General features: G+C 71.9%; 31 protein-coding genes, 2 tRNA genes and 1 riboswitch. Of the genes, 14 read left to right on the forward strand and 19 right to left on the reverse strand.

Going from position 1 to position 24,827, the window contains the following annotated elements; all coding sequences use genetic code 11:
• Positions 1–25: 25 nt before the first annotated feature.
• Together KUA19_RS11750 and KUA19_RS11755 are read right to left on the reverse strand one after the other, a co-directional pair.
• Positions 26–1,012: a DUF2332 domain-containing protein gene (locus tag KUA19_RS11750; protein WP_217396222.1), complete on the reverse strand. Its 987-nt coding sequence runs from the start codon at positions 1,010–1,012 to the stop codon at positions 26–28.
• Between the two features lie 91 nt (positions 1,013–1,103).
• The gene (locus KUA19_RS11755) at positions 1,104–1,784 is read right to left on the reverse strand and encodes a GOLPH3/VPS74 family protein (RefSeq protein ID WP_217396223.1); all 681 of its coding nucleotides are present in this window, start codon (positions 1,782–1,784) and stop codon (positions 1,104–1,106) included.
• 131 nt (positions 1,785–1,915) lie between these two features.
• Between KUA19_RS11755 and KUA19_RS11760 the strand changes: the two genes are divergently transcribed.
• Positions 1,916–2,287 (forward strand): ankyrin repeat domain-containing protein, encoded by a 372-nt coding sequence (locus KUA19_RS11760; protein ID WP_217396224.1) that lies wholly within the window; start codon positions 1,916–1,918, stop codon positions 2,285–2,287.
• On the opposite strand, the gene KUA19_RS11765 is transcribed toward KUA19_RS11760, so the two are convergent.
• Together KUA19_RS11765 and KUA19_RS11770 are read right to left on the reverse strand one after the other, a co-directional pair.
• The gene (locus tag KUA19_RS11765; protein ID WP_217396225.1) at positions 2,278–3,078 is read right to left on the reverse strand and encodes an HAD family hydrolase; all 801 of its coding nucleotides are present in this window, start codon (positions 3,076–3,078) and stop codon (positions 2,278–2,280) included. The genes KUA19_RS11760 and KUA19_RS11765 overlap by 10 nt on opposite strands.
• Before the next feature lie 4 nt (positions 3,079–3,082).
• Positions 3,083–3,460, reverse strand: coding sequence for an FKBP-type peptidyl-prolyl cis-trans isomerase (locus KUA19_RS11770; RefSeq protein WP_217396226.1), 378 nt, complete (start codon positions 3,458–3,460; stop codon positions 3,083–3,085).
• Between the two features lie 113 nt (positions 3,461–3,573).
• Here KUA19_RS11770 and KUA19_RS11775 point away from each other — a divergent pair, with 113 nt between their 5' ends.
• Complete coding sequence (locus KUA19_RS11775) at positions 3,574–4,110, forward strand: DUF6817 domain-containing protein (RefSeq protein WP_217396227.1); 537 nt, start codon at positions 3,574–3,576, stop codon at positions 4,108–4,110.
• On the opposite strand, the gene KUA19_RS42615 is transcribed toward KUA19_RS11775, so the two are convergent.
• On the reverse strand, positions 4,107–4,712 hold the full coding sequence (locus KUA19_RS42615) for a GNAT family N-acetyltransferase (RefSeq protein ID WP_308167424.1): 606 nt from the start codon (positions 4,710–4,712) through the stop codon (positions 4,107–4,109). The genes KUA19_RS11775 and KUA19_RS42615 overlap by 4 nt on opposite strands.
• Positions 4,713–4,799: 87 nt before the next feature.
• Positions 4,800–4,881, forward strand: a riboswitch (ZMP/ZTP riboswitch).
• A gap of 12 nt (positions 4,882–4,893) precedes the next feature.
• On the opposite strand from KUA19_RS42615, the gene KUA19_RS11785 reads away from it, so the two are divergent.
• On the forward strand, positions 4,894–5,769 hold the full coding sequence (locus tag KUA19_RS11785) for a bifunctional 5,10-methylenetetrahydrofolate dehydrogenase/5,10-methenyltetrahydrofolate cyclohydrolase (RefSeq protein WP_217396229.1): 876 nt from the start codon (positions 4,894–4,896) through the stop codon (positions 5,767–5,769).
• Between the two features lie 97 nt (positions 5,770–5,866).
• The gene (locus KUA19_RS11790) at positions 5,867–6,670 is read left to right on the forward strand and encodes a hypothetical protein (RefSeq protein ID WP_217396230.1); all 804 of its coding nucleotides are present in this window, start codon (positions 5,867–5,869) and stop codon (positions 6,668–6,670) included.
• Between the two features lie 250 nt (positions 6,671–6,920).
• Here the strand turns inward: KUA19_RS11790 and KUA19_RS11795 are convergent, their stop codons facing one another.
• From KUA19_RS11795 to KUA19_RS11810, 4 genes are all read right to left on the reverse strand, one after another.
• Positions 6,921–8,084, reverse strand: a complete 1,164-nt coding sequence (locus KUA19_RS11795; protein ID WP_217396231.1) for a sporulation protein — start codon at positions 8,082–8,084, stop codon at positions 6,921–6,923.
• Positions 8,085–8,297: 213 nt separating this feature from the next.
• The gene (locus KUA19_RS11800; RefSeq protein ID WP_217396232.1) at positions 8,298–9,809 is read right to left on the reverse strand and encodes a DUF6297 family protein; all 1,512 of its coding nucleotides are present in this window, start codon (positions 9,807–9,809) and stop codon (positions 8,298–8,300) included.
• Positions 9,806–10,447, reverse strand: coding sequence for an ABC transporter ATP-binding protein (locus KUA19_RS11805; protein WP_217396347.1), 642 nt, complete (start codon positions 10,445–10,447; stop codon positions 9,806–9,808). The genes KUA19_RS11800 and KUA19_RS11805 overlap by 4 nt, the downstream gene beginning before the upstream one ends.
• 482 nt (positions 10,448–10,929) lie before the next feature.
• A complete protein-coding gene (locus tag KUA19_RS11810) occupies positions 10,930–11,862 on the reverse strand; it encodes a hypothetical protein (RefSeq protein WP_217396233.1) in 933 nt (310 codons plus the stop codon).
• A 40-nt stretch (positions 11,863–11,902) separates the two neighbouring features.
• Here KUA19_RS11810 and KUA19_RS11815 point away from each other — a divergent pair, with 40 nt between their 5' ends.
• Positions 11,903–12,370, forward strand: coding sequence for an HIT family protein (locus KUA19_RS11815; RefSeq protein ID WP_308167425.1), 468 nt, complete (start codon positions 11,903–11,905; stop codon positions 12,368–12,370).
• A gap of 67 nt (positions 12,371–12,437) precedes the next feature.
• Positions 12,438–12,866 (forward strand): NUDIX domain-containing protein, encoded by a 429-nt coding sequence (locus KUA19_RS11820; RefSeq protein WP_217396234.1) that lies wholly within the window; start codon positions 12,438–12,440, stop codon positions 12,864–12,866.
• A gap of 43 nt (positions 12,867–12,909) precedes the next feature.
• Here the strand turns inward: KUA19_RS11820 and KUA19_RS44950 are convergent, their stop codons facing one another.
• Together KUA19_RS44950 and KUA19_RS11830 are read right to left on the reverse strand one after the other, a co-directional pair.
• Positions 12,910–13,503, reverse strand: coding sequence for a Clp protease N-terminal domain-containing protein (locus tag KUA19_RS44950; protein ID WP_217396235.1), 594 nt, complete (start codon positions 13,501–13,503; stop codon positions 12,910–12,912).
• A complete protein-coding gene (locus KUA19_RS11830; protein ID WP_217396236.1) occupies positions 13,503–13,739 on the reverse strand; it encodes a helix-turn-helix domain-containing protein in 237 nt (78 codons plus the stop codon). The genes KUA19_RS44950 and KUA19_RS11830 overlap by 1 nt, the downstream gene beginning before the upstream one ends.
• Before the next feature lie 146 nt (positions 13,740–13,885).
• Here KUA19_RS11830 and KUA19_RS43865 point away from each other — a divergent pair, with 146 nt between their 5' ends.
• The 5 genes from KUA19_RS43865 to KUA19_RS11855 all read left to right on the forward strand — a co-directional run bounded on the left by KUA19_RS43865 (position 13,886) and on the right by KUA19_RS11855 (position 18,380).
• Positions 13,886–15,580 (forward strand): ArnT family glycosyltransferase, encoded by a 1,695-nt coding sequence (locus KUA19_RS43865; protein WP_217396237.1) that lies wholly within the window; start codon positions 13,886–13,888, stop codon positions 15,578–15,580.
• A gap of 31 nt (positions 15,581–15,611) precedes the next feature.
• Positions 15,612–16,526 (forward strand): site-2 protease family protein, encoded by a 915-nt coding sequence (locus KUA19_RS11840; protein WP_217396238.1) that lies wholly within the window; start codon positions 15,612–15,614, stop codon positions 16,524–16,526.
• A 149-nt stretch (positions 16,527–16,675) separates the two neighbouring features.
• Positions 16,676–17,167 carry a hypothetical protein gene (locus KUA19_RS11845; protein WP_217396239.1) on the forward strand — a complete coding sequence of 164 codons (492 nt, stop codon included), beginning with the start codon at positions 16,676–16,678 and terminating at the stop codon, positions 17,165–17,167.
• Positions 17,168–17,220: 53 nt separating this feature from the next.
• On the forward strand, positions 17,221–17,844 hold the full coding sequence (locus tag KUA19_RS11850; protein WP_217396240.1) for an SAM-dependent methyltransferase: 624 nt from the start codon (positions 17,221–17,223) through the stop codon (positions 17,842–17,844).
• Between the two features lie 29 nt (positions 17,845–17,873).
• On the forward strand, positions 17,874–18,380 hold the full coding sequence (locus KUA19_RS11855; RefSeq protein WP_217396241.1) for a DinB family protein: 507 nt from the start codon (positions 17,874–17,876) through the stop codon (positions 18,378–18,380).
• Between the two features lie 12 nt (positions 18,381–18,392).
• Here the strand turns inward: KUA19_RS11855 and KUA19_RS11860 are convergent.
• From KUA19_RS11860 to KUA19_RS11885, 6 genes are all read right to left on the reverse strand, one after another.
• Positions 18,393–18,469, reverse strand: a tRNA-Leu gene (locus tag KUA19_RS11860).
• Positions 18,470–18,535: 66 nt separating this feature from the next.
• Positions 18,536–18,608: transfer RNA gene (locus tag KUA19_RS11865), tRNA-Trp, on the reverse strand.
• A gap of 296 nt (positions 18,609–18,904) precedes the next feature.
• A complete protein-coding gene (locus KUA19_RS11870; RefSeq protein WP_217396242.1) occupies positions 18,905–19,846 on the reverse strand; it encodes a hypothetical protein in 942 nt (313 codons plus the stop codon).
• The gene (locus tag KUA19_RS11875) at positions 19,843–20,730 is read right to left on the reverse strand and encodes an alpha/beta fold hydrolase (RefSeq protein WP_217396243.1); all 888 of its coding nucleotides are present in this window, start codon (positions 20,728–20,730) and stop codon (positions 19,843–19,845) included. The genes KUA19_RS11870 and KUA19_RS11875 overlap by 4 nt, the downstream gene beginning before the upstream one ends.
• A 59-nt stretch (positions 20,731–20,789) precedes the next feature.
• Positions 20,790–21,575, reverse strand: coding sequence for a peroxide stress protein YaaA (gene yaaA, locus KUA19_RS11880; RefSeq protein ID WP_217396244.1), 786 nt, complete (start codon positions 21,573–21,575; stop codon positions 20,790–20,792).
• Between the two features lie 129 nt (positions 21,576–21,704).
• Complete coding sequence (locus tag KUA19_RS11885; protein ID WP_217396245.1) at positions 21,705–22,127, reverse strand: DUF1801 domain-containing protein; 423 nt, start codon at positions 22,125–22,127, stop codon at positions 21,705–21,707.
• A 65-nt stretch (positions 22,128–22,192) separates the two neighbouring features.
• On the opposite strand from KUA19_RS11885, the gene KUA19_RS11890 reads away from it, so the two are divergent.
• The gene (locus KUA19_RS11890; RefSeq protein ID WP_217396246.1) at positions 22,193–22,636 is read left to right on the forward strand and encodes an NUDIX domain-containing protein; all 444 of its coding nucleotides are present in this window, start codon (positions 22,193–22,195) and stop codon (positions 22,634–22,636) included.
• Between the two features lie 122 nt (positions 22,637–22,758).
• A complete protein-coding gene (locus tag KUA19_RS11895; protein WP_217396247.1) occupies positions 22,759–23,013 on the forward strand; it encodes a hypothetical protein in 255 nt (84 codons plus the stop codon).
• Between the two features lie 14 nt (positions 23,014–23,027).
• On the opposite strand, the gene KUA19_RS11900 is transcribed toward KUA19_RS11895, so the two are convergent.
• Entirely contained in the window at positions 23,028–23,444 is a 417-nt protein-coding gene (locus KUA19_RS11900) for an HIT family protein (RefSeq protein ID WP_217396248.1), read from the reverse strand.
• Between the two features lie 42 nt (positions 23,445–23,486).
• Between KUA19_RS11900 and KUA19_RS11905 the strand changes: the two genes are divergently transcribed.
• Entirely contained in the window at positions 23,487–24,041 is a 555-nt protein-coding gene (locus KUA19_RS11905) for a YbaK/EbsC family protein (RefSeq protein ID WP_217396249.1), read from the forward strand.
• Between the two features lie 10 nt (positions 24,042–24,051).
• Here the strand turns inward: KUA19_RS11905 and KUA19_RS11910 are convergent, their stop codons facing one another.
• Positions 24,052–24,780, reverse strand: a complete 729-nt coding sequence (locus KUA19_RS11910) for a hypothetical protein (RefSeq protein WP_217396250.1) — start codon at positions 24,778–24,780, stop codon at positions 24,052–24,054.
• Positions 24,781–24,827 lie beyond the last annotated feature (47 nt).

Consider the following 24,827-nt stretch of genomic DNA (forward strand, 5'->3'; position numbering starts at 1 on the left):
CCCTGGCCCGGGTTGCGCCGCGTGGTCAGTCGAGCCAGGTCAGGGCCTGGCCGTGCGGCATCCCGAACGCGACCGGCCGCCCGTCGCGGGCCAGGACCGTACGGCCCGACGGGACCGGCACCGGCAGCCGCCCGGTGATCGCCGGCAGCACCCCGGGGGCCTCGTTGGACAGCCACACCGTGCCCGGCCTGCTCGCGACCAGGTCCGTCATCGTGGTGCAGAACCGGTCCCGGTCGGCGGGGCTGAGGTAGGCCAGCACCGCGGTGTGGAACACCACCAGCGTCGCGTCGTCGGGCGCCTGCGCGACCAGGTCGGGCAGGGCGTCGTTGAGGTCGGCGCGGACCAGCAGCGGCGGGTCGGCCGCGGCGATCGCGGCGGCGGCGCTCAGCCGGTCGCGGCGGGCGGTGTGCTCGGGCCAGATCAGCGCCCGCAGCCACGCCACGTCGTCGGGGTCGGTGACGTCCAGGGGGTTCAGGTCGATACCGGCCCGCCACACCACCGGCGGAACCGCCTGCGGGACCGGTACCGGGCCGCTGGTGACACATTCGATGACCGGCCCGGCCGGGTCGCCGATCGGGGCACGGCCGTCGTAGGCGAACGCGTACCGGTCCGGGTACAGGCACAGGCCCGCCGAAGCGCCGACCTCCAGCAGCGCCAGCGGCTGCGGCAGGTCCGCGAGCGCGGGCAGCAGGATCGCGGTGCGGGCGGCCTCGTTGGTCTGGGTGGTGCGGGTCAGCATCTGGTCGCGTACGGCGTCCCAGTGCGCCACCAGCCAGGCGCGCATCGTCAGGTAGTCGTCGATCGGGCCGCCGAGCAGCCGGACCACGCCCAGCAGCAGGTTCGGTTGGCGCCGAGGCAGCGGCAGGGTGCCGATCAGGGCCAGGACCTCGGCGTCTGCGGCCACGCCCAGGCACAGCTGTTCGTAGACGGGGGACACGCCGGCGCATTCCAGCGTCGCGAACGCGCGGTAGGTGTCGGCCAGTGCCACGTCGGTGTGGGGGATTCCCTGCATGCCGTCACGTTAGAACGGGTGCCGCCCCGCGCGCACCGTGTCCGACCTCACCTGTCGATCATGACCGGCCGGGCGGCGGTGCCGGGCTCGCTCAGGAGGCCGAGACGGCGGCGGTGGGGGAGGACGCGGCACCGCCGGTGATCGCGGCCATGACCGCCATGTTCATCGCGTACACCACCTTGGCCACCGCCGGGCCGCACCATTCGCCCTCGGTCAGCTCCGCGATCCGGTGCCGCAGATTGTCGCGGTTGATCTCCGGGAACAGGTGCCGGTCCAGCAGCAGCGTGTGCGCCAGCGCCAGCAGGCTCACCGACTGCCGGTCGGGTGCGGCCATCCGGTTCACCACCTGCCGCAGGTGCGTGATCAGCTCCTTCTCCACCACCGTGTCCCGTTCGGGGTAGCGGCGGCGGTGGAACACCCCCAGCACCGCATGATCCTCACGGACCATGATCCCGCGTTCGACGAGGCGTTCCAGCAGCGCCTCCCGGTGGCGGGGGCTGGCCAGGTGGTAGATCCACCAGTCGGGCGTGTGGTAGCGGGTCGTCTCGGTCGCGATCCGGGCCAGCGACGCGTCCAGTACCGGGTCGCCGGTCGGAGTCGGGTCGCTCACCTCGAGATGGCCGTGGTTGAGGACCAGCTTGCCGGCGTAGGACAGGGTCAGCAGGATCGCGCCTTCGACGCCGCAGTCGAGCTGAGCTGTGTTCAGCAACGGCCGCCCCGACACGTCGTCATAACTGAGCAGGACGAGTTGCTCTGCCAATGACAGCTCCATGCATCCCAGTCTAGGTAGATTGCCACCGTTTTCAGCTACTCTCCGGGCGTACCGTGCCACCGAACCTGCGCGGGCCCGAGTCGAGCACGTAAGCGGTGGCCACCCGGTCGCCCAGCGGCGATGCTGGACCGGTGACCGACGACCCCGGACCTGCCGCGAACCTGTTCGCCCTGGCCCGTAACGGCGACACCGCCGCCCTGGCCGCGCACCTCGACGCCGGGATGCCCGCCGACCTGGCCAACGGCCGCGGCGACACCCTGCTGATGCTCGCCGCCTACCACGGCCACCCGGCCACCGTCGCCGAACTGCTGGCCCGCGGCGCCGCCGCCGACCAGATCAACGAACGCGAGCAGACCCCCCTGGCCGGGGCCGTGTTCAAAGGCCACGCCGAGGTCGTACGGGTGCTGCTGGCCGCCGGCGCCGACCCCGACGCGGGCAGCCCCTCGGCCCGGCAGGCCGCCGCCATGTTCGGCCGCGACGACCTGCTCGCCGGTCAGCCGTAGAGCCGCTCCAGCACCTGCGCGACCCCGTCGTCGTTGTTGCTGGCCGTGTGCCGGGCCACCTGCGCCAGCACCCGAGGATGGGCGTTGGCGACCGCGTACGCCGTACCGGCCCACGCCAGCATCGGCAGATCGTTGGGCATGTCCCCGAACGCCACCACCCGCGACGCGTCCACGCCCCAGCGGCCGCACACCACCGCCAACGTCCCGGCCTTGGTCACCCCGGCGGCGCTGATCTCCAGCAGGCCCCGCCCGCCCGAATGGGTGCACTCGACGTCCGGCAACGCCGCCGACAGCACCTCCCACGCCGTGTCCACGGCGTCCTCGTGCGCAGGCGACCACACCAGCAGCTTCACCACCGACTCCGCGGCCGCCCACAGCTGCTCCCGCGACCCGACATCGACCCGATGCGGATCACCGCCGAACGCCCGCCGGAACCCCGGCCCGCACAGGACCTGCCGGCCGGTCTCCACCGCAAACGTGGCACCGGGCAGCACCACGTCCACCACCTGCGCGCACCTTTGCGCCACCGCCACCGGCAGCGGCCCGACGACCTCGTGTGCGCCGACCTCCCGGTCGTAGACGACCGCGCCGTTGGCGCACACCGCCAACCCGTCCACGCCCGCGTGTCCGACCAGCAGATCCACGAAACGCGGCGGGCGGGCGGTGACCACGACGACCCGGGCCCCACCCGCCTTGGCCAGCCGCAACGCCCCGACCGTACGCGCCGACAACACACCACCGGTGCCCAGCAGCGTCCCGTCGAGGTCGACCGCGACAACCTCAGGCCTCATCCGGTCACGGAATGATGTCCAGCAGGTCCACCACGAAGATCAGCGTCTCACCGGGCTTGATCGCCCGGCCCGCGCCACGGTCGCCGTAGCCCAACTTCGCCGGGATCACCAACTTGCGGCGGCCACCCACCCGCATCCCGGCCACACCCTGGTCCCAGCCGGCGATGACCTGCCCGCGACCCAGCCGGAAATCGAACGAAGAACCGCGGTTCCACGACGCGTCGAACTCCTCCCCGGTCGAGAACGACACCCCCACGTAGTGCACCACCACATGGTCACCGGCACCGGCCTGCTGGCCCTCACCCACCACCAGGTCGGTGATCTCCAGCTCGGTCGGCGGGGCACCCTCAGGGAACTCAATCATCGGTTTGCTCAAGGTCATAACGGCCATCCTAGGGCCGCCCCACCCCGCCCGAACCGGCACCGCCCGAACCGCCGATGACATCGGACACAAGCCGCTGCCGCCGACCCGCCACCACACCTACCGTCGCCATCATGACCACACCCCGAGACGACGCCCTGACGCTGCTGCACGACCGGGGCGCGCACCACATCGAACACCCCGGCGGCACCCTCCACACACACCTGGTCCGGGTCCACGACCGGCTGCTCGCCCTCGGCCTGACCGAACACGTCGCCCTCGCCGGACTCACCCACGCCGCATACGGCACCGACGGCTTCGCCCACGCCCTGCTGGCCACCACCGAACGCGACCTGCTGCGCGCCACCGTCGGCGCCGAAGCCGAACAGCTCGTCCACCACTACGGCGGCTGCGCCCGCAAACCCACCTGGCCACACCTGACCACCACCGGCCTGTGGCACAACCGGTTCGACGGCAGCGCCCGCCGGCTGCCCGCCGACACCCTGCGCGACCTGCTCGACCTGACCATCGTCAACGAACTCGACGTCTGCGAGCAGTCCCCGGACACCGCCGCCCGCCACGGCGAGCACCTGCGCGACCTGTTCACCACCTGGACCGCGCTGGCCTCACCGCGGGTCAGCGCCGAAGCCCGACGGGTCCTGGGCGGCTAGGGACGGCCCCGGTGCCGGGCCCACTCCGGCGCCAGGATCGACATCACCGTCGCGTCGATCCACTGCCCGTCGAACCGCAACGCGTCGCGCAGCACACCCTCGGCCACGAAACCGACCTTCTCGTACACCCGCCGCGCCCGCGGATTGAACGCGAACACCTCCAGCGAGATCCGGTGCAGGCGCAGCTGCTCGAACCCGTACCCGATGAACATCCGGATCGCCTCGGTGCCCAACCCCCGGTCGCGGCCACCGGGACCGATCAGCGTGCGGAAGGTGCAGCACAGGTTGTCGGGATCCCACTTGTTCAGCACCATCTCCCCGACGCACTCGCCGCCGGCCAGGTCCACCACCGCCAGGTCCAGCCGGTCGGTCTGGGCGTTGCGGGTCGTGTACCACTCCCGCAGCCGCTTCTCCCGCGTCGGGTCGTCCGGCTCCGGCTCCTGCCGCGAACTGGTCACACTGCCGGTCAGCCGCGCCACCTCCGGGTCGCGCAGCGCCGCCCGCAAGCCAGGGAAGTCCGACTCCTGGAACGGCCGCAGCAGCACCAGCCGCCCGGTCAGAGTCGGTTTGACGGAGAAGTCAGGAACTGGATGGTCACCCACCAGGCGATGGTGAACAACACACGCCCCGAACGCAAACCCAAAACGTGCCAGCACGTGCCAGACCCGCCGACAGCACCCGATAGGCTGGCAGCCGACAGCGACTGGCGGCACAGGGTGGAACCGACCACCGGGGAGCCTCTCGCGGAAGCCGACCGCCTGGGCGTCCGCACGGAGGACCACCGTGCCCGACACCGCCACGACCACCGCCCGGCTGCTGCCCGGCGGGCCCGTCGCGCAAGCCGTCAACACCGACACCGCCGCCCGCGCCGCCGCCCTGGCCGCCCGCGGCATCACCCCGAGCCTGGCCACCATCCTCGTCGGCGACGACGACGCCAGCGCCGGCTACATCCGCATCAAGCAGCAGCAGGCCACCGCCCTGGGTTTCGCGTCACCGCACACCCACCTGCCCGCCACCGCCACCCAGGCACAGGTCGAAGCCGCCGTCGCCGCCTACAACGACGACCCCGCCGTGCACGGCATGCTCATCCAGTACCCCATCCCCGGCCACCTCGACTACACCGCCGCCCTGGCCGCGATGGACCCCGACAAGGACGTCGACGGCATGCACCCGGTCAACATGGGCCGCCTCGCCCTCGGCGTGCCCGGACCACTGCCGTGCACCCCCGCCGGAATCGAAGCCCTGCTGGCCCACTACGACATTCCCGTCGCCGGCCGTGAAGTCGTCATCCTCGGCCGCGGCGCCACCCTCGGCCGCCCCCTGGCCATGCTTTTGGCCCAGAAACGGCCCACCGCCGACGCCGCCGTCACCGTCGTGCACACCGGCGTCAAAGACTGGCCGCGCTACACCCGCCGCGCCGACATCCTCGTCGCCGCCGCCGGCGTACCCGGCATCATCCAGCCCGAACACGTCAAACCCGGTGCCGTCGTCATCGGTGGCGGCGTCCGTTACGAAGGCCGCCGCATCCTGCCCGACGTCGACGAAACCTGCGCCGACGTCGCCGGCGCCATCACCCCCCGCGTCGGCGGCGTCGGCCCCACCACCGTCGCGATGCTGTTCCGCAACGCCGTGGCCGCCGCCGAGAAAGCCACCGCCTGACCAGACGGAAAGGGGGGCACCCACCCGAGGTGCCCCCACCACCGGCACCCGGGCAAACCACTGGACCGGCACCGCCACGCCGCGATCCAATCGCCCCGTGCACACATCACCACCGCCACCGCAGGTCCTGGCCGCGTTCGGCACCAGCAGCACACCGGCCCCGCTACCGGGCGGCCAAGGACACACCTGGCTCGCCGGGACCGTCGTGCTCAAACCCGTCGAACTGCCCGCCGAACACGAGTGGATCGCCGCGACGCTCGCCACCATCCCCGACACACCCCGGCTGCGCCTGGCCCGGCCCATACCCGCCACCGACGGCACCTGGACCCACCAAGGCTGGCAAGCCTGGCGGCACCTGCCCGGCCACCCCGACCACCGCCGCGTCGACGAAACCCTCACCGCCGGACAGCTGCTCCACCAAGCCCTGGCCGACCTGCCCCGCCCGGCGTTCCTCGACCACCGCGACAACCCCTGGACCTACGGCGACCGCGTCGCCTTCGACGAACTACCCGTCCCCGCAGACGCCCCCATGGCCGGGCTGCTGCAGCAGCTCGCCGCCGAACGGCACCCGATCGACCTGCCCAGCCAGCCCGTACACGGCGACCTGCTCGGCAACGTCCTGTTCGCCCCAGGGCTGCCACCGGCCGTCATCGACTGGCCCGTCTACCACCGGCCCGCCGACTGGGCCCTGGCCGTCACCGTCACCGACGCCATCACCTGGTACGACGCACCCGTCGACCTGATCAGCCGCCACCAGCACCGGCCCGCATGGCGGCAACTGGTCATCCGTGCCCTCATCTACCGCATCGCCACCACCGCCGGCCGCCACCACGCCGGACTGGCCACCACCGACCACACCGCCGACTACCGGCCCGTCGTCGACCTGGTCCTCGACAGCTGACCGACAACGCGAGACACCCCGTTCGACACCCGTATCGGTGATGCTCGATGTGGATGGGTTGAGCTGCCTCAGTGTGCGGCCACGGGGGCTTTTCTCCGGTGGCCGGTCCTGGGCGGCGCTGAGCGGACAGGGGAGGCCCCTCGGATGAAGATCATCGCGTTGTCCTGCACGCAGAAGCGTCTCAAGGACCGACAAACACAGCAAAAAACAGGGGGGTGCCGGTAACCGGCACCCCCACGACATCAGACGGTCAGAAGTCGCCGCCCCCGAAATCCCCGCCGCCGAAATCGTCGAAACCGCCACCATCGAAACCGGCATAGTCCGCGTCCGCCGCACCAGAGCCGTAATCGGCGAAGTCAGCCGCACCCGGGTCGTCGAACCCCGACGCATCCGACACATCCGGCGTGAACGCGTCACTGATCATGTCACCGATCACCATGCCACCCAGGAACCCCAACGCGGCACCACCGACACCGGCCGCCACCGCACCAGCCACACTCGGCCGCCCGTGATAGCCGCCATACTTGTACCCGCCGTACCCGTGCCCGCCATAGGCATACCCCGGCCGGCCGTAACCCGGCTGACCATACCCAGGCTGGCGCCCATACGGCTGCTGCGGCAACGGCGGCTGCTGCAGAAACGCCCCCGGCGCCGCCTGCCCCGGCTGCGACAACCGCTCCAACGCCGTGGTCACCCACCGATCGACCTCCGCGACCCAACCGCCATCAGCGGTCAACCGCTCCACCTCGGCAGACGACAGGTGATGCCGATCCGCGGCACCCGGCCGCGACGTAAGCTCCGCCAACACCAGCACCGTCGCGTCCACCGCCGAGAACGTGAACGTCAACTGCGGAATGTGCGGACCCGCCGGCTGCCCCTCCGGCACCGGCGCATAGAACGTCACCGCCTGCGCGAACGGCACCGGCAACCCCTGGAACGCCCCCGGCCGCAACTCATTGCGCACAAACCGGCAGCCGATGGTCCCCAACGCGTCCATGACATGCTGCTGCACCGGCGACGCGTCCACCCGGACCGGGTCGAAGTCACCCTTGGCGCTACCCGCCGCCACCGACACCTGGGTCCGCACCCCGACACCCACCCCAGGCAGCACCTGCCCATACAGCAGCGTGAACGGCACCGTCGAGGCCACCGGCACCGAGAACGGCAGCGACCGCACCTCACCCGAAGGCACCCGCAGGCTCCCCGCCACCTGGAACCGGGCCAGCTCCGCCTCACCACCAGCCGACGACGCCACCAGCAACAACGTGATCCCGGTGATGTCGGTATCCGACTTCGCCCGCAGATTCACCTGCCCCGCCAACACACCCCCGGCCACCACAGACTGCGGCGACAGCACCGTGTCGACCTCCACCCCGCCGAAACCCAACCCGGCGAGCAGCTTCTTGAACACCATCCCAGAGCCCTTCGGTGGTACGCGCAACGACCAGGTCACCATCGTGGCGCATCCCCGCCACACCCGGCGCACCGTAACAGCCGCGCCTGCACGAAACCTGCAAACAACCCAACCCCACGCACAGCCGCGCGTCCCGCGACAGCCGCGCCGACGGAGCCAAGGTCCGGCCACACCACGACCCGACTGAGCGCCGACGAATCCCACCGCCGAACCTCACCCACGACCCCGACGAGACCCAGCCCGGACCCACCCCCACACCACCACCGCACCGACCAGCACCTGCACCCCGAACAACAACACCCGGTCGCCCGACCCACCCGACCACACCCACACCGACGGCAGCCCACCAGCCACCACCACATCCCAGCCCGTCACCCACCACACGATCCAACCCGTCGGCACCCACGACCCCGACTGCGGCATCACCACCGGCACCGACGCATGATCCACCCACCCCCGCCCCGCCAACCGCAGCACACCCACCGCCAACACCGGGGCCACCGCCACCCCGAACACCAGCCACCACCACGACCCCCACACACCCACCGCCACCAACACCGCCGAAGCCGCAACCAGCCACCCCGCGGCCAACACCCCCGGCAGCACCAACCGCGCCGAGGCCACCGCCACACCACCCACCCCGAACAGCCGCCCCAACACCGCACTGCCCGCATCACGCCGTACCCCCGACGCACCCGCGCTCGCGGCCGACACCGCACCCGCCAGCAGCACCCCGGCCACCAGCAGCCGCAGCCCACCGACCGCGACCGCCAACACCCCTGGCACCGCCGCCCCCACCAACGACACCACCAGCCGGTGCGGCCGACGCCCCAGCATCCGCCAGTCCTGCCACGCCGGCGCCGCCCACACCGGCAACCAACCCGGCCACGGCCGCGACCGCAGCACCCGCCCCCGCCAGAACCCGTCCTCGACCACCCGCGACACGAACGACGGCTCCAACCCCACCGCCGCGTCCGTCACCACACCCCACCGCACCGACGCCGCCAACACCGCACCCGCCGGAAACACCGCCAGCCGCCACCACACCAGCGCCGCCACCACCAGCGCCGCCACCACCAACGCGGCCACCGCCACCACCAGCAGCCCCGGCCCGGACACCACCAGAGACCCGGCCCCGGACCACCCCGACCAGCCGGGCCACACCGCCGCCGCCGACCCGAACCCCACCGCCGCGACACCGGCCCCGACCGCCACCCGGCGCACCAGCGCACCCAGCCTGGCCGCCTGTGCCAGCACCGACAACCCGGCCACGCACACAGCCACCGCCGCACCCACCAGCGCCGCCACCCCGACCGGCCCCCACCCGTACGCGGGCAGACCCGCCGCCCAGCGCACCAGCACCCCACCCAGCCCACCCACGACCACCGCGAGCGCACCCACCACCGCCACCGCACGCGTCAACACCGCGCGCCGGTCCAGGGGCGACAGCACCAACCAGTAGGCGTCAGCGGGGGACAACGCCACCGGCCCCACCGCGAGCGCCACCGCGACCAACGCGGCCCCACCCGCCGCCACCAGCGACAACAACGCCGCCGCCCGATAGGGCGGCAACGGCGGCACCGACCGCCCCAACACCTCACCCAACGGGCCACCCACCAGCAGCGACCCGATCACCACCGCCGCGAGCAGCAGATACCAGTCAGTCCAGCCCGGTCGCCGTCTGCCCGCACGCACCAGCGCCCGGACCTGCCCGACCGAACTCATCCCGCCACCACCGCAGCCGACAGGCGCCCCTGCGACATCGACAGCATCCGCGCCCCGGACCCCACCGCCAGCCCAGGATCATGTGTGGCCACCACCACCGTGCCCCCACCGTCGGCGTACGCCCGCAGCATCCCCGCGACCACCCCACGGAACCGCTGATCCAGCTTCCGTTCCGGCTCGTCCAGTAGCAGCAGCCGACTCGGGCGCACCCACACCGCCGCCAGCGCCAACCGCTGCCGCTGACCCGACGACAACGTCAACGGCGACGCGTCGGCATGCCCCACCAGCTCAAACAGTTCCAGTACCTCGGCCACCGACGCCAACGGCTCGGCCAGCGGCTCATGCGTCAACCGGACGAGGTCCAAGTGCTCGCGGGCGGTCAGCCCCGGATACCAGGCGGGCTCCTCGGCGACCAGGCCGACGGCGCGCCAGAACCCGGGCCCTGCGTCGGGCGGCGCACCCCACACGGAGATCGTTCCGGCGGTGGGGGAGAGCAGCCCGGAAAGGCACCGCAGCAGCGTCGACTTGCCGGTGCCGTTCACTCCGGACAACGCGACGATCTCACCCTCGTCGACGGTCAGATCCAAACGGTCCAGGACCGTACGCGACCCCAGCCGCACCGACACACCAGAAGCCATCACAGCCGACACCGCGCCACGGTAGCCGAACCGGTCCGGGTGCTGCCCGGCGCATCGAGCGCGGGCACGACCATCCCGGTTAATTACAGGATTGCGATTATCGGTAATCCAATAATCAAAAAACGGCTCCAGGACGGGAATCTCGCTCATAAATTAGCAACACCATAATGACAGTTATGTTGTGACTAAGATTTACGGCTTCCGGACCGGGTCGAACCAGTCCGGTGAGCCGCGGATCCGGTGGGAGGACTCGAAAACGTCGGTGAGACACCGCGCGGCGGCGCCAGCGGGCGTCCAGAACCCCGGTGTCCGAAGTGCTCCCCGGGTGCCGAGCGAACCAGGATGATCCGAATGCTGACCCGCGCCTCACATATGCCCTCTGACCTGCGCAAACGCCCTGAGAGCCCCGCTGAGCCACGTTTGTGGCCAGGTCTGATGTCGGAGGTGGACGCAAAAGGCCTGGAAGACAGGTCTGCGCGGTTCTAGCGGGCGTACCGGCGGATGCCGCCCCGCCCGTCGGGCTGCAGCCATGTCCCGTCGCCGACCAGATCGACGTCGTAGAGGTCGTCGACCTCCACCTGCCAGCGGCCGAGCACTTCCCGAGCCGAGACGTCGACCAGGTGGTGCTCGAACCATTCGTCGCCGGTGTCCTCGTCCTCGCCGTACAGGACCACGACGGCGGTGCGGTCGTCCAGGTAGCCGCCCGTCCACTCGACCACGGCCTCTTCACGCCGCTCGCCGAAGTCGGCCGGCGTCAACCGGAACAGTTCGACGCTGTCCGGGTACGTGTGGAACGAGACGTTCTCCTGGAGTCCGTGGTCGACGGTCATGAAGGTCGCGCCGTCTGGCGCCATGCCGATCAGGCAGCGGTCGCGCCACGGGAACTCGTGCACCTCGAGCCGGTCGGCGTCGAGCCGACAGCGCAGCAGGACCACTCCGTCCTGCCCCTCCCCTATATCGATGATCATCTCGCCGCCGGGATGTGGCTCGAGACCGGCGCCATGTCCGGCGCTCGGTACCGCCGCCTGCGCCAGCACGACACCCCCGGCGTCGACGACCATGATCCGGTCGGTTCGGGACCGGTGGGTCATGGCGTCGGGTACGTACACCCACAGCCGTTCGCCGTCGGTTTCGAAGGCGCACGACGTATAGGCGCCGCCGTGGTTGCCGTTGGGACGGCCTAATTCGAGTCGCCAGCGGACAGTGCCGTCGGCGTCGAGGCGGACCACCTCGGCCTCCGTCGCGTACGCCAGGCCGTGCAGAGCCGGGTGGGTCGCGTGCCCGTGCAGCTTGTCGATCGGCTGCGGTGGGGTGACGGTCAGCGTGGGGGCGAGTGGCGTGCCGACGCGATGACGTGCCAGGTCATAGAGGTGGAAGGCGCCTTCGACGTAGCGGCTCTGGACGAGGTTGGTCACCGGGGTGACTCTAGTGGTCGGTCTCCCCCTTGGAGTGAGCGTGTACAACCACCGACCCGACGGCTACCGATGTCCGTTCTGCCTGCTGGTCGCCGGTGGTGGCGACGAACTGAGCGGTCCGCCGGACGTCGTCCGGCGCACGGCGACGGCTGTCGCGCTGATCTCACCACGGTGGTGGCCGCACAACCATGGCCATGTCCTGGTGGTGCCCACCGCGCACGTCGAGAATCTGTACGACCTGCCGCCGCGATACGGCCACGGGGTGCACGACCTGGTGCGGGAGGTGGCGATCGCGATCCGTGCGACCTACGGGTGTGCGGGCACCTCGGTGCGTCAGCACAACGAACCCGCGGGCAACCAGGACGTGTGGCACCACCACGTGCACGTGTTCGCCCGGTACGCCGGTGACGACCTGTACCGGCTCCCGCCGTTGCCGGGCTACGCGTCGGCCGAACAGCGGCTGCCGTATGCGCGTCGACTGCGGGCCTACTTCGACACGGCGGGCTGACCGGCGGGATTTCGCTGGCCTGATGCGGTCCGGGCGGTCAGTCTGGACGCGGCGAAGGGCGGTGGGCATGGCGCGGCGAAGGGCGGCGGCGGTGATCGTACGGGACGGGCATGTGCTGATGGTGCGCGAGCGGGGACGGGGTCCGTTGGGGCGCCATGACGGGGTGGAGTACTGGACGTTGCCCGGCGGTGGGATCGCGTCCGGCGAGTCGGCCGAGGACGCGGTGGTCCGGGAGGTGGCCGAGGAGGTCGGGTTGACGGTGGTGTCGGTGCGGCACCTGGCGGACCTGCCGTTCCCGTCGGGGCCGACGGCGGTGTTCGCGGTCGAGGTGGCGCCGGGTGAGCCGGTGTTGGGTGCGGAGGACTACGGCTGTGACTGTCCGATGATGGTGGGCCTGGACTGGGTTCCGTTGCCGCAGGTGGTGCCGTGGTCGGGCGGGTTCCCGATCGCGCCGATGATCGTGGCGTGGCCGGTCGGGGGTGTCGCCGAGGGCTGAGTGTGCGGTGGTCGCGGCGCCGGCTGCCGCGACGGGTCGCTGTTCAGCTGGCCGGTCCGCTGCGTTCGGCGATGGCGGTCTCGGTGCTGCGGCGCAGCTCGCGCAGGTCCACTCCGGCGTCGGTGAGGACTTTGGCGGCCAGGCCTTGTTGCTCGCGGATGATGCCGAGCAGCAGGTGTTCGGTGCCGATGTGGTTGTGGTGCAGGCGGATGGCTTCGCGTAGGGCGAGTTCGAGGACGACCTTGGCGCGGGGGCCGAAGCGGCCGGTTCGTGGTTCGGTGCGGCGGCCGAACAGGCCGCGTTTGGGTTTGGGTGGTGCGGGGTCGAGGGCGCCTGGGCCGAAGGTCTCTTCGAGTCTGGTGCGGACGGCTTCGAGGTCGATGCCGATGGCTTCGAGGGCGGCGACGTCGCCGGGGCCGAAGGGTGCGATGGTGCCGACGAGGCGGGTGACGGCGGCGGTGGTGGTGGCGTGGTCGAGTCCGGCGGTGGTGAGGATTTCGTAGGCGGTGCCGGACTCGGGGCGTAGCAGGGCGAGTAGTAGGTGTTCGGTGCCGATCTGGGGGTGGCCGAGTTGTCTGGCTTCGGTGCGGGCGGCCAGGACGGTGGTGCGGGCGGCGGTGGTGAATCGTTCGAGCATCATTTGTCCCGTCGGTCGGTGTCGGGCCAGCGGCCGGCGTGTTTCTTGTGGACGGCCTGGCGGCTGACTTCGAGTGCGTCGGCTATTTCCTGCCAGGACCAGCCTTGTTTGCGGGCGTTGCCGACCTGCAGGATTTCGAGGGTTTCCAGTAGGCGGCGTAGGGCGAGCACCGCGCGTAGGCCGGTTCCGGGGTCGGGGCTGCCTGCGGCGGCGGCCAGTTTGGTGGCGTCGCTCATGGTGTCAATGTAGGTTGACAGCACGGCCCTGTCAACTCAAGTTGACGAACTCTGATGGGATAAATATCACCGTATACAGCGTTCGGCTCCGTTTTATCCGTTATCTGGGTGGTGTTGCCCGACCCTCGAAGCACTGGACGGAACGAATGAAGCTGGCCCTGCCCGGCCGCCTGCGACCACCGCTGTCCCGCCTGCGGCTGCCTCGCCTACGCCCGCCGCGGCTGCGTACCGTCGTCGACCTGAGCCTGTGGGGGGTGGTCGCCGCGGTCGTGTTCTTCACCTTCCGCCACCGGCTGCTGCACTCCCCCGGCCAGGTCCTCGACAACGACGACGGCATCTACTGGCAGACCGCCCTGGCCGTGGCCGACGGGCACAAGCCGTACTCGGAGGTGTTCCACGCCCAACCGCCGCTGTTCGCGTGGCTGCTGGCGCAGCCGTTCCACTGGCACGCCGACGACCTGGCCGCCGGTGAGCTTGCCGGCCGGTGGCTGATGGTCGGGTTCGCGCTGCTGCTGGTCGTGGCGGTGGCCGGGATCGCGGCGACCGTGCGCGGGCCGCGAGCCGGGATGCTCGCGGCGCTGGGGGTCGCCGCGGTGCCGCTGATCCAGCTGTTCAGTTACCAGTTCGGCGCGGACGTGCCGACCGCGGCACTGGGCGGGATGGCGCTGCTGTGCGCGCTGCGGGCCCGGATCTGCTCGCGGCGGTGGGCGCGATGGTGGTGGTTGGGCGCCGGGGCGATGCTGGCACTGGCGGTGCTGGTGAAGTTGATGGCGATCGTGTTCGTGCCGCCGCTGCTGGTGGCGTGGCTGGTGTCGCGGCCGCTGCACCGGCCGGGCACCGAGCAGGCCCAATCGCCGTGGCGGCAGGACAATCCAAGGCGGTGGCGGGCGGCGGCGCTGGCGTGGCTGCGGCGTACTGCTGCAGCCGGGGCGTGGCTGGGGCTGGGCTTCGCCGCGACGGTCGCCGGGGTGCTGGTGTGGCTGTCGCCGCCGAAGCAGGCCTGGGACCAGGTGTTCGGGTTCCATGTGGCGGCCGCCGAGCACCGGCCCGCGCCGGACCTCGTCGGGTTCGTGACCTCGGGTGGGCCGTACGCAATGCCGCTGCTGGTGGCGACCGGGGTCGCGGCGCTGGTGGCGGTGTGCTGGCCCGCGGGGGTGGTGCGCCGGACCGGGGTCGTGGCGCTGGTGCTGTGGGCGGGCGCGGTGGTGCCGTTCGAGTACCTGCACCACCCCACGTTCAAGCACCATCTGCCGATGTTCATGGGGGCGTGGGCGGCGGTGCTGGCCGTGGCGGTGGCGAGCCTGTGGTCGGGGTTGCGACTGCGGCGGCTGGGCGCGGTGACGGCCGCGGTGGTGCTGGCCGGGGCGTGGGCGTGTGTGTGGCAGGCCCGCAACCGGGAGATCGGGCCGTACCCGACGCCGACGGCGGTGGAGGCGTGCGTGCGGCGGCTGCCGCACGACCTGCGGGTGGTCACCGACGACCAGGAAATGATCTCGCGGGCCGGGCTGCGTACCGTGCCGTGGCTGGCCGACACCTCGCACGTGCGGCTGGACTCCGGGCGGCTGTCCGATGCGGAGGTGATCGCCGCGGCCAAGGCCGCCGACGCGGTGTTCCTGTCCACGGGGCGGTTGAAGAAGCGGCCGGATGCGGTCACGTGGATCCGCGAGCACTATCCGGTGCTGTACCGCAGTGGGAAGTACGAGTTGTACGTACGTGACCGGGAGCTGGTGGCGTGGTGTGTGGGCAAGGTGGGGGCCCCGGCGCAGGTGCTGTTCGAGCCGAAGCCGCAGGTTCCGGCGCCGACGGCGCCGGGCGCGGGCGCCGACGGCGCGGGAACCTGATCGGGTCGGGGGTCGGGTAGCCTTGCGCGCTATGAGCAGACCGGCAGGAGACGCTGAGGACCCGCTTGACCGGCTGGCGGCCGAAGAGGACTGGACGAAACGGGTCCGGGACGTGGAGAACGAGGTCGTGCGGGGGCGGCGGATGCGGGCGCTGCGTCCGTCGCGGCTGGGTCGGTCGGGGCGTTCGGGTGAGCGGGGTGGTATCTCGCTGCTGTTCCTGGCGCTGGTGGCGGTGACGGTCGGCACCGGGGTGCTGATGTGGACGGGCGTCGGCCCGGCGGGGCCGCTGGTGTTCGTGTTCACGCTGGCCGGTTGGCTGGTGACGTTGTGTCTGCACGAGTTCTCGCACGCGCTGGCGGCGCACCGCGGCGGTGACCACACGGTGGTGGAGAAGGGGTATCTGCGGCTTGATCTGCGCCGGTATGGCCATCCGGTGCTGACGTGGGTGCTGCCGCTGCTGTTTTTGGTGATGGGCGGGCTGCCGCTGCCCGGTGGGGCGGTGCTGATCGAGACGCACCGGCTGCGGAACAGGTTCCGGGATTCGCTGGTGTCGGCGGCCGGGCCCGCGATCAACGTGGCCGCGGCGGTGCTGCTGCTGTTCGTGGCGGGCACGTTCGGGCCGTTCTTCGTGTTCGACGCCCCGCCCGCGCAGGCGGTGTTCTGGGGTGCGCTGACGTTGATGGCGTATCTGCAGGTCGCGACGGCGTTGCTGAACCTGTTGCCGGTGCCGGGCCTGGACGGGTACGGGATCATCGAGCCGTACCTGCCGCCGAACGCGCGCCGTACCGGGGAGAGGATCAAACCGTTCGGGCTGATCCTGGTGTTCGTGCTGCTGTACGTGCTGCGGGGCCCGTTCGGTGAGCTGACCTCGTTCATCATGCACGCGTCCGGGGCGCCGATCAACGGTGCTTTCTACGGGTTCATGCTGTTCCGGTTCTGGCAGTAGCGTCTCGACCGGGCGGCGGGTGCGGGTCGGCTGACCGGTGGAAGCGATGCTCGACGCGGCGCGGCTAGGCTGCGCCGCGTCAGGGTCCGCCGCTCCGGGCCGCGGTCTGTCGTGGACGAAAGTTGAGCCGACCCGTGCGTTCCCGGCGTGTGACCAGGCCGTTGGTGCTGGTCGTGGTCTTGGCGGCGGTCGTGGCGGCGGCGTGGCGGTCGGGGGTGGTGGCGCCCCGGTTCGCGCTCGGCGAGCAGCCGTCGGTGTCGCATGGTTGGGATCCGCCACGGCAGACGATCACGATCCGCAATGACGGCTGGACCGAGATGACGCTGCTGGCGGTGGGCCGGGACGGGCCGGGGCTGCGGCTGGTCGGCACCGACGTGCGGTTGCCGTACCGGTTGGCGGCGGGCCGTTCGGTGAGCATCGAGCTGCGTTACGAGGTGACCGACTGCGGTGACGTGCCGATGGTGGCGTGGCCGGTGCCGGTGACCGCGGACGCGGCGACGGGGCCGTACCGGCGGTTTTTCTGGCTGCCGCCGGAGGAGGTCGGGTCGCAGTGGCCGTTGGACCAGCCGGGGGCGGTGCCGTGGCAACGCGCGATCTCGTGGGGTTCGTGTCACAGCATGTATGAGGTGCGGCCTGGCTGAACCGGTTCGGCCTGGGTGGTGCGGTCGGCGCCCCGGATCGCGATACTGCTGCGGTGGGAACCGACTGGGCCGACTGGCACCGCGACTATGCCGATCCGGGCTCGCCGCTGTCGCGGCGGCTGGCGCTGGTGCGCTCGCACATCGACTCGTGGCTGGACCGGCGGCCCGAGCCGCTGCTGCGGGTGGTAAGCGCCTGCGCCGGGCAGGGCCATGACCTGCTGGGGGTGCTGGCGGGGCGAGCCGACGCGGACCGGGTCCAGGCCCGGCTGATCGAGTACGACCCCCGCAACGCCGCTGCCGCACGGGCGGGCGCGGCGGGGTTGGCCGGGGTGGAGGTGCTGTGCGCCGACGCGGGCGGCTTCGGGTCGTACGCCGGGGCGGTGCCTGCGGACCTGGTGCTGATGGCCGGGGTGTTCGGCAATGTCAGCGACGATGACGTGCGGGCGACGGTGGCGGCGCTGCCGTCGCTGTGCGCGCCGGGCGCGACCGTGATCTGGACCCGTACCAGGCGCGCCCCGGACCTGACGCCGGTGATCGACGGCTGGTTCACCGCTGCCGGGTTCGTCCAGCGGGCTTTCCACGCCCCGGACGACGTCCTGTTCACGGTCGGGGTGCACGAGTTCACCGGGGCGCCGCGGCCGCTGCCCGCCGGCGGGACGATGTTCCGGTTCCGGTGAGCGTCGGCGGACGGCTCTAGGCTGTCGCGGTGACTTCAGCAGATGCGTCGCCGGTCGAACGGATCCGGCCGCCGGAGAACGGCACCGAACGTGACACCCTCGTGGGGCTGCTCGACTTCCTGCGCGCGACCGTGGTGCACAAGGTCTACGGGCTCAGCGACGAACAGGCGTTCGCCCGGCCGGTGGCCGCGTCGCAGCTGACGCCCGGCGGGCTGCTCAAACACCTGACCGCGGTGGAGCGGTACTGGTTCAGCATCGACTTCGCCGCCCTGGACGTCGCGTGGCCGTCGACCGAGCAGGATGGTTTCCCGATCGAGCCGGGCGACACCCTGGCCGGGATCGTCGCCGGGTACGTGGCCGAGTGCGAGCGGTCGCGGTCCGCGATCGCCGGTGCCGAGTTGGACGCCGCGGCCCGCGGTGAGGGTATGGCGTTCACACTGCGGTACGCGTTGGCGCACATGATCGAGGAGACGGCCCGTCACTGCGGGCATCTGGATCTGCTGCGCGAGAGCATCGACGGGCAGACCGGCCAGTAGCGTGGGCTTGGGTGGTACCCGGGGCAGGAGTCGAACCTGCACTGAACGCGATCTGAGCGCGTCGCCGCTGCCAGTTGGGCTACCCGGGCGGGTGGTCACGCCCTATCCCCATGGGGCGTGACCGGACATGCCACCGGCGCCGGTGGCATGTCGAGCACGGGTGACAGGATTCGAACCTGTAGCCGCCGGTTTTGGAGACCGGTGCTCTGGCCGTTGAGCTACACCCGCTGGAGAGTTCGGATAGACGAAACCGCCCTGACCCGGTCGGACCGGGCGGGCGGAGGGCCTGCCGTGACGTCGGCGCGTCAGTGGCGCCGGGCCGTCTTCGGTCCTTGCAGTCGGCGGTTGCGGTTGGCGTCACCGCTGCGTCCGGCACCGGGTAGGGCCGTCTCGCCGCGCGGCGTCTGCCATCGCGGTGCGAGCGGTACCTGGCGTGACATGTCTGTCTCCTGTGGCCGGTGGTGATCGGTTGCGGTCCCACCGTACGGCCGGGTCAGGTGGCCGGGCAAAGGATTTAACGCCGGTCACACCGACCAGCGGGCGCGCAGGACGCCGTCGGGGTCGGTCCCGACGGCTGCGAGCAGGGGTCGGGTTTGGTCGTCGTCGCAGTACAGCAGGGTTGCGGCGGTGGCGGTGGCGAGCAGTTCGCGTAGCCGTGTGTGGTCGGTGTCGGTGGTGAGGCTGCCGGTCAGGATGCCGTCGGGGGTTTGCCAGACGATGGTGAACAGGCTGTCGGGCAGGCCGTCGGCCACCGCGGCGGGGTCGCGCAGGTCGGGCCATACCGCCAGCCGGGCGCGGGGGGCGAGGCGGGTGCGCAGGTCGGGTAGGTCGGCGGCGGTGACGCGGTGCCAGCGGACGGCGTTGTGGACGTAGCCCTCCTCGATCAGGAGCCTGCCGTGCCGGGTGGCCAGGGCGGACAGTTCGGTCCAGAACGTGTCGTCGGCGGGGCGGCGCTGGCCGTCCTCGTCGTCGGGGGTGTGCCGGTAGGGCGAGTGCGGGATCTGTTCGACGAACAGGCCCAGCCGGTTCGTCTGGTCGACCGCGCGGTCGCAGCGGCGGTGGGCGGCGATGTACAGGTACTGGTCCCAGCCGACGTGAACGTGCAGCAGGTCGTCGTGTTCGAGGCGGCACCAGATGCCGTCTTCGCGCAGCATGGCCTGGACCAGCCGCTGGGCGCCGTCGATGGTGAGTTCGGCGCCGTCGTGGACGCCGCCGGGGAACAGCTCGCGCAGGTCTGGGGCGGCGGCCGGGCTGTCCAGGGTGTGCGGGGCGAGTTCGGGTTCGCGTACGGCGAGGCGGTCGACGCCGCTGTCGTGGGCGAACGCGGCGACGGCCGCCAGGTAGGCGGCCTCGACCGGGCCGTGGTCGCTGCTGGAGTCGAGCGGGCCCTGGTAGTGGCCGTGTTCGTCGCGGTCGGCGGGGTCGTATTTGGTGATCCGGTAGGCGTGGGCCGGGCCGAGGGTCATGCGGCGGGCAGCAGGTCGTGGCGGCGCAGCCAGGGCAGGATGTGGGCGGCGAGCTCGGTCGGGTGTTCCAGCTGCGGGACGTGCCCGGAGTCGAGTTCGACGTAGGTCCAGTGCGGCAGCCGGGCGGCGGTGGCGCGGGCCGAGGCGACGGGGACGAGCCGGTCGTGCAGGCCGTGGGCGAGCAGGACCGGCATGGTCAGCGACGCCATGGCGCGCCAGTAGGCGGTGGGGGCGGCCAGCAGCCGTAGCAGGGACCGGCTGGCGGCCAGGTACGCGGCCGAGCGGGGGCCGGGTGGGGGCAGTTGTGCGTCGAGGGCGACGGCGTCGGCGATGACCTGGTCGGGGATGCGGCCGGGGTCGGCGCAGGTGACGGCGAGGGTGTCCAGGACGCGGGTGCGGGCCGGGACGGTGGCCAGGCGGCGGCGCATGCTCCAGCTCGCGACACCGGGGATGAGGTTGATCAGGAACTGGCGGCGTACGGCGGGGTCGATGCGGGCGTCTTTGGCGATGGGGACGCTGGGGTCGACCAGGACGACGGCGCGGGCCAGGTCGGGGGTGTCGGCGGCGGTGAGGGTGGAGATCATGCCGCCCATGGAGTTGCCGATGAGCACCGCCGGGCCGCCGATGACGTCGGACAGGTAGTGGCGCAGCACGTGGGCGTTGGCGGTGACGGTGGTGGGCCGCCCGGCGGCGGGGGTGCGCCCGAAGCCGGGCAGGTCCAGGGCGTGTACGCGGGCGTACGGGGTCAGTTGCGCGGCCAGGCGGGTCCAGTTGAGGTGGGAGCCGCCCAGGCCGTGCACGAGCACGACCGGCGGGGCGTCGGCGGGGCCGCCGAAGTCGACGTGGTGCACGGGGCCGCCCAGGTCGGCGTACGCGCTTCGCATGGTCGGCTCCCGGTGTGTCGGCGCCGGTGTCGGCGCGGCCGCCTGGCAGCCTACGCCGCCTACAGCTCGTTGACGATCACGTCGAGTTGGCGTGGTTTCCCGGCGGCGACGGGTGGCTGTTCGACGGTGTACTTGAGGTCGCGGAGCGCGTCGGCCAGTTGTGCGGGGGTGCGCGGGGTGGCGGCGTCGAGCAGCAGGTCGCGTACGAGACGGCCTTTGGTGGCTTTGTTGAAGTGGCTGACGACCATGCGGCTGCCGTCGGGGCGTTCGTGCAGGACCCGGACGGTGGCGGTGCGGTCGGCGGTTTCGCCGCGCGGGGTCCAGGCGGGGGTGTAGGCCGAGGACCGCAGGTCGAGGATCAGTCCGGTGGCGGCGGTTTCGGTCATGGCCTGGGCCATGGGGGTTTTCCAGTGGGTGGTCAGGGTGCCGACGCCGGGCAGTTTGACGCCCATGGCGCAGCGGTAGGGCGGGATGCGGTCGTCGAGCCGGACCGCGCCCCACAGGCCGGAGAAGATGAGGATGGCGCGGTTGGCGCGGCGGCGGGTGGTGGTGGGCAGCCCGGCCAGGTCGAGGGCGTCGTAGAGGACGCCGGTGTACAGCGCGGCGGCGGGCATGGCCGCAGCGGTGGGCAGGGTGGCGTTGCGGGCGATCTCGGGCTGCAGGCCGGGGGTGAGGCCGAGGACCTGGGTGGCGGTGTCGAGGTCGCCGCGGCACAGGGTGGTCAGGGCGTCGAGCGCGGCGGCGCGGGCAGGGTGCAGCGCGGGCAGCGACAGGGTGGCCGGGTCGACCGGTTTGCCCTTGCCGGACGCGGCTTTGCCTTCCGACGGCGGCAGCAGGATCAGCACGCCGTCAACCCTAGTCGGCGGCGGGGCCGGGGTGCGGGTCGGCCAGCAGTTGGGCGGGCAGGGGCGTGCGGCTGTCCGGGCGGCGGCGTCGGGTGCGCCCGCGCCGTCCCCGGCTGAGAGCGATCCCGGTCAGCTCGTGATCAGCTTGCCGTCGACCTGCCGGAACGCGTCACCGACCAGCCCGGCCAGCGCATCGGCGTCCACCGCCGCCAGGCGCTTGACGTACAGGCAGGCACGACCGGTGGTGACCGGGCCGATCCGGGCCACGGCGTCGGCGTGCGCCTCGAAACCTTCGGCGACGTACACGGTCAGCGCGGTCTTGCGGGGGGAGAAACCGACCGCGGGCCACACCCCCTCCCGGCCGGTGGCGTAGCGGTAGCGGTACTGCCCGAACCCGACGATCGCCTCGCCCCACATTCGCGGCGCCGCGCCGGTGGCCGCCTCCATCAGCTCACACAGCGCCACCGCGTCGGCGCGGCGGCGCTCGTCGGGCACCGCGGCGAGGAACGCCGCCACGCTGGCGTCGGTCGGCACCGTCTTCGGATCGGCCATACGGCCCAGCATAGGCAGACCGGCGGGGTCAGCGCGCGAGTGCGGGTGCGAAGTACGCTCGCCTCATGACCACGCGGATCGCGTTGACGGCACTGGTGGGCCGGACCGGAGCGGTGCTACTGCGCATGCGCGACGAGCAGTCGGCGGTGCGCGCCAACCGGTGGAGCCTGCCCGGCGGAGCGGTCCGCCCGGCCGAGACCCCACTGCACGCGGCCAAACGCCACATCGCCGAACAGACCGGCCTGCCCGTCGACGCCGAACCGGTCGAGTTCTGGCACGGCTATCTGCCTGGCACCCGCGTGGACGTGTACTGCTTCGCCGCGCCGACCTCGGCGTGGACCCCCGACATCGTGCCGCAGGCCGGTGTCGTGGCCGAGTTCGTCCACGGCGAGGAGGTCCTCAGCGGCCGCGCATTCACGCCCGCGTCCGGGTTCGTGCTGGGCCGGTTCCTGGACTCCAACGAATACCTGCGGATGGCGGGCCGGTTCTACCCGGTCGACCCGACCTGAGCTGGTCGGGCACGTCGCAGCCGGTCGGCGGGATCATCACGTCACCGTGCGGTGTCGTGATCGGATCCCGTCGGGTGAATGAGTGATCGCGCAGAGTCGATGGACGCGCTACCGTAGCGGCCATGTCCCCTGACGCCCTCATGGTCGGCATCATCGGAGTCCTGCTCGGCGTGCTGCTCGGGCGCCGCTGGTTGAAGATGACGCAGGCGCGGGCCGGGTACAAGGGGGCCGTGGCCGGGGTGCCCAAGGCCAAGGCGGCGGTGAAGACGGCCCGCACCGCGTGGCTGCTGGCGACCCGGGCGGCGCTGCTGGCCGCGGTGCTGATGTTCGTGTACTTCCTGGCCACCACCACCGCGGTGTTCCAGTCCAACCACTGAGAGGCGCAGCCTGCTCAGCCGTTCAGGGTCGCGGTGATGGCCTCGGCGTACTGGCGGGCCTGGGCGTCGTCGGCGTACTTGGTGCGGGGCCAGAAGAAGCCGCGCAGTCCGTCGCCCTTGCGGCGGGGCACCACGTGGGTGTGCAGGTGCGGGACGCTCTGGCTGATGCGGTTGTTGAGCGCCACGAACGTGCCCTGCGCCTGCAGGCCGGTCTCGACCGCCCCGGCGATGCGCTGGACCAGCCGGAAGTACGGCCCGACGACGTCGGCGGCCAGGTCGTGCAGCGTCGGCACGTGCGGACGGGGCACGACCAGCACATGCCCGGGGAACACGGGTCGGGTGTCCAGGAACGCCACCGCCGCCTCGTCGGCGTGCACGACGAACGCCGGCCGGTCACCGGCGGCGATCTCGCAGAACAGACACCCCTCCATGGCAACGGTGAGCCTAGCCGCCCGGTGGCTACCATCGGGGACATGTCTGCCGCACCGATCGGAAAATTCGAGGCCGCCTGGCCCGCCGTGACCCGCTCCGACCTGGTGGCCGCGCCCGTCGCGGCCGCGCTCTCCGCGTGGACGGGGGTGGAGCCGGTCGAGTCGGTGCTGGTCGTCGACACCGACCCCGACCTGGCCGACACCGGCAACTTCGGCCAGGCGTACGCGGTGGAGCCGCACCTGTCGGCCAACTGTGTGGTGGTGGCCGCCAAGCGCGGCGAGACCGTGACCTACGCGGCGTGCATGGTGCTGGCCAGCACCCGCGCCGACGTCAACGGCCTGGCTCGCCGGCACCTCGGGGCGCGTAAGGCGTCGTTCGCGCCGATGGACGAGGCGGTGACGCTGACCGGGATGCAGTACGGCGGCATCACCCCGATCGGCCTGCCCGACAGCTGGCCGGTGTTGGTCGACGCGGCCGTGGCCGACACCCCGTACGTGGTGATCGGGTCGGGTAACCGGCGCGGGAAGCTGATCGTGCCGGGCAAGGTGCTGGCCGGGCTGCCCGGCGCCACCGTGTTGGAGGCGCTGGGCGTCTGAGGCGGCCCGGTCAGGGCAGCGCGGCGAGCAGGCCCAGGAACTCCAGCCGCTGCGCCGAGGTGAGCGCCTGGTAGATCGGGGCGTCACGGCGGTTCGTGTCGTCCTCGATCGCCTGGCGCTGCGGGCTGTCGGGGTCGAGGGCGCGCAGCTGGTCGAGGGTGAGTCCGGCCGCGGCCCAGGCGGCGCGGTGGGCGTCGGCGCGGTGGTGGCGCAGGGCGCCCAGCCGGGTGCACACGCGCAGGGCGTCGGTGGCCTCGGCCGGTTCGTAGACCGGGGTGAGGGTGGCGAACGCGGGGCCGCCGCTGGCCTGACCGGCTTCGAGCAGGACGGCGAGCAGTTCGGCCAGGCGCGGCAGCGCCGTGAGGCCCGGCATGGTGGGCAGGGTCGTCTGCGCCCAGTGTTCCTGCGCCGACTCGGCGAGCACCCGCTGGAACTCCAGGGTCAGGTCGCGGCCGGTGTCGGTCAGGTGCCAGGCGCCGTCGGCGTCCCGCACGGCGATGCCCTGTTCCAGTTCGGTGGTCATGTCACCGCCGTTGTAGGTGGTGGCGGCGGCGAACCCGGCGGCGTCCATGGGCCGGGCGAGCAGTCCGAAGTAGAAACTGACCGCGAACCCCGGATTCCTGCCGGTGCGTTCGACCAGGGCGCGCACCTGCGGTATGGAGGCGCGGCGCATGGAGGAGTAGACGCGGTCGACGGCGGGACGGACGGTCGCGGCGTACTGCGTCGCCGGATCCTGCATGGTTTTCTCCCCGTGATGGTGGCGCGGCATCGGGCCGGCGGGTCACG

The organism is Catellatospora tritici (genome assembly GCF_019083965.1).
GTDB lineage: Bacteria > Actinomycetota > Actinomycetes > Mycobacteriales > Micromonosporaceae > Catellatospora > Catellatospora tritici.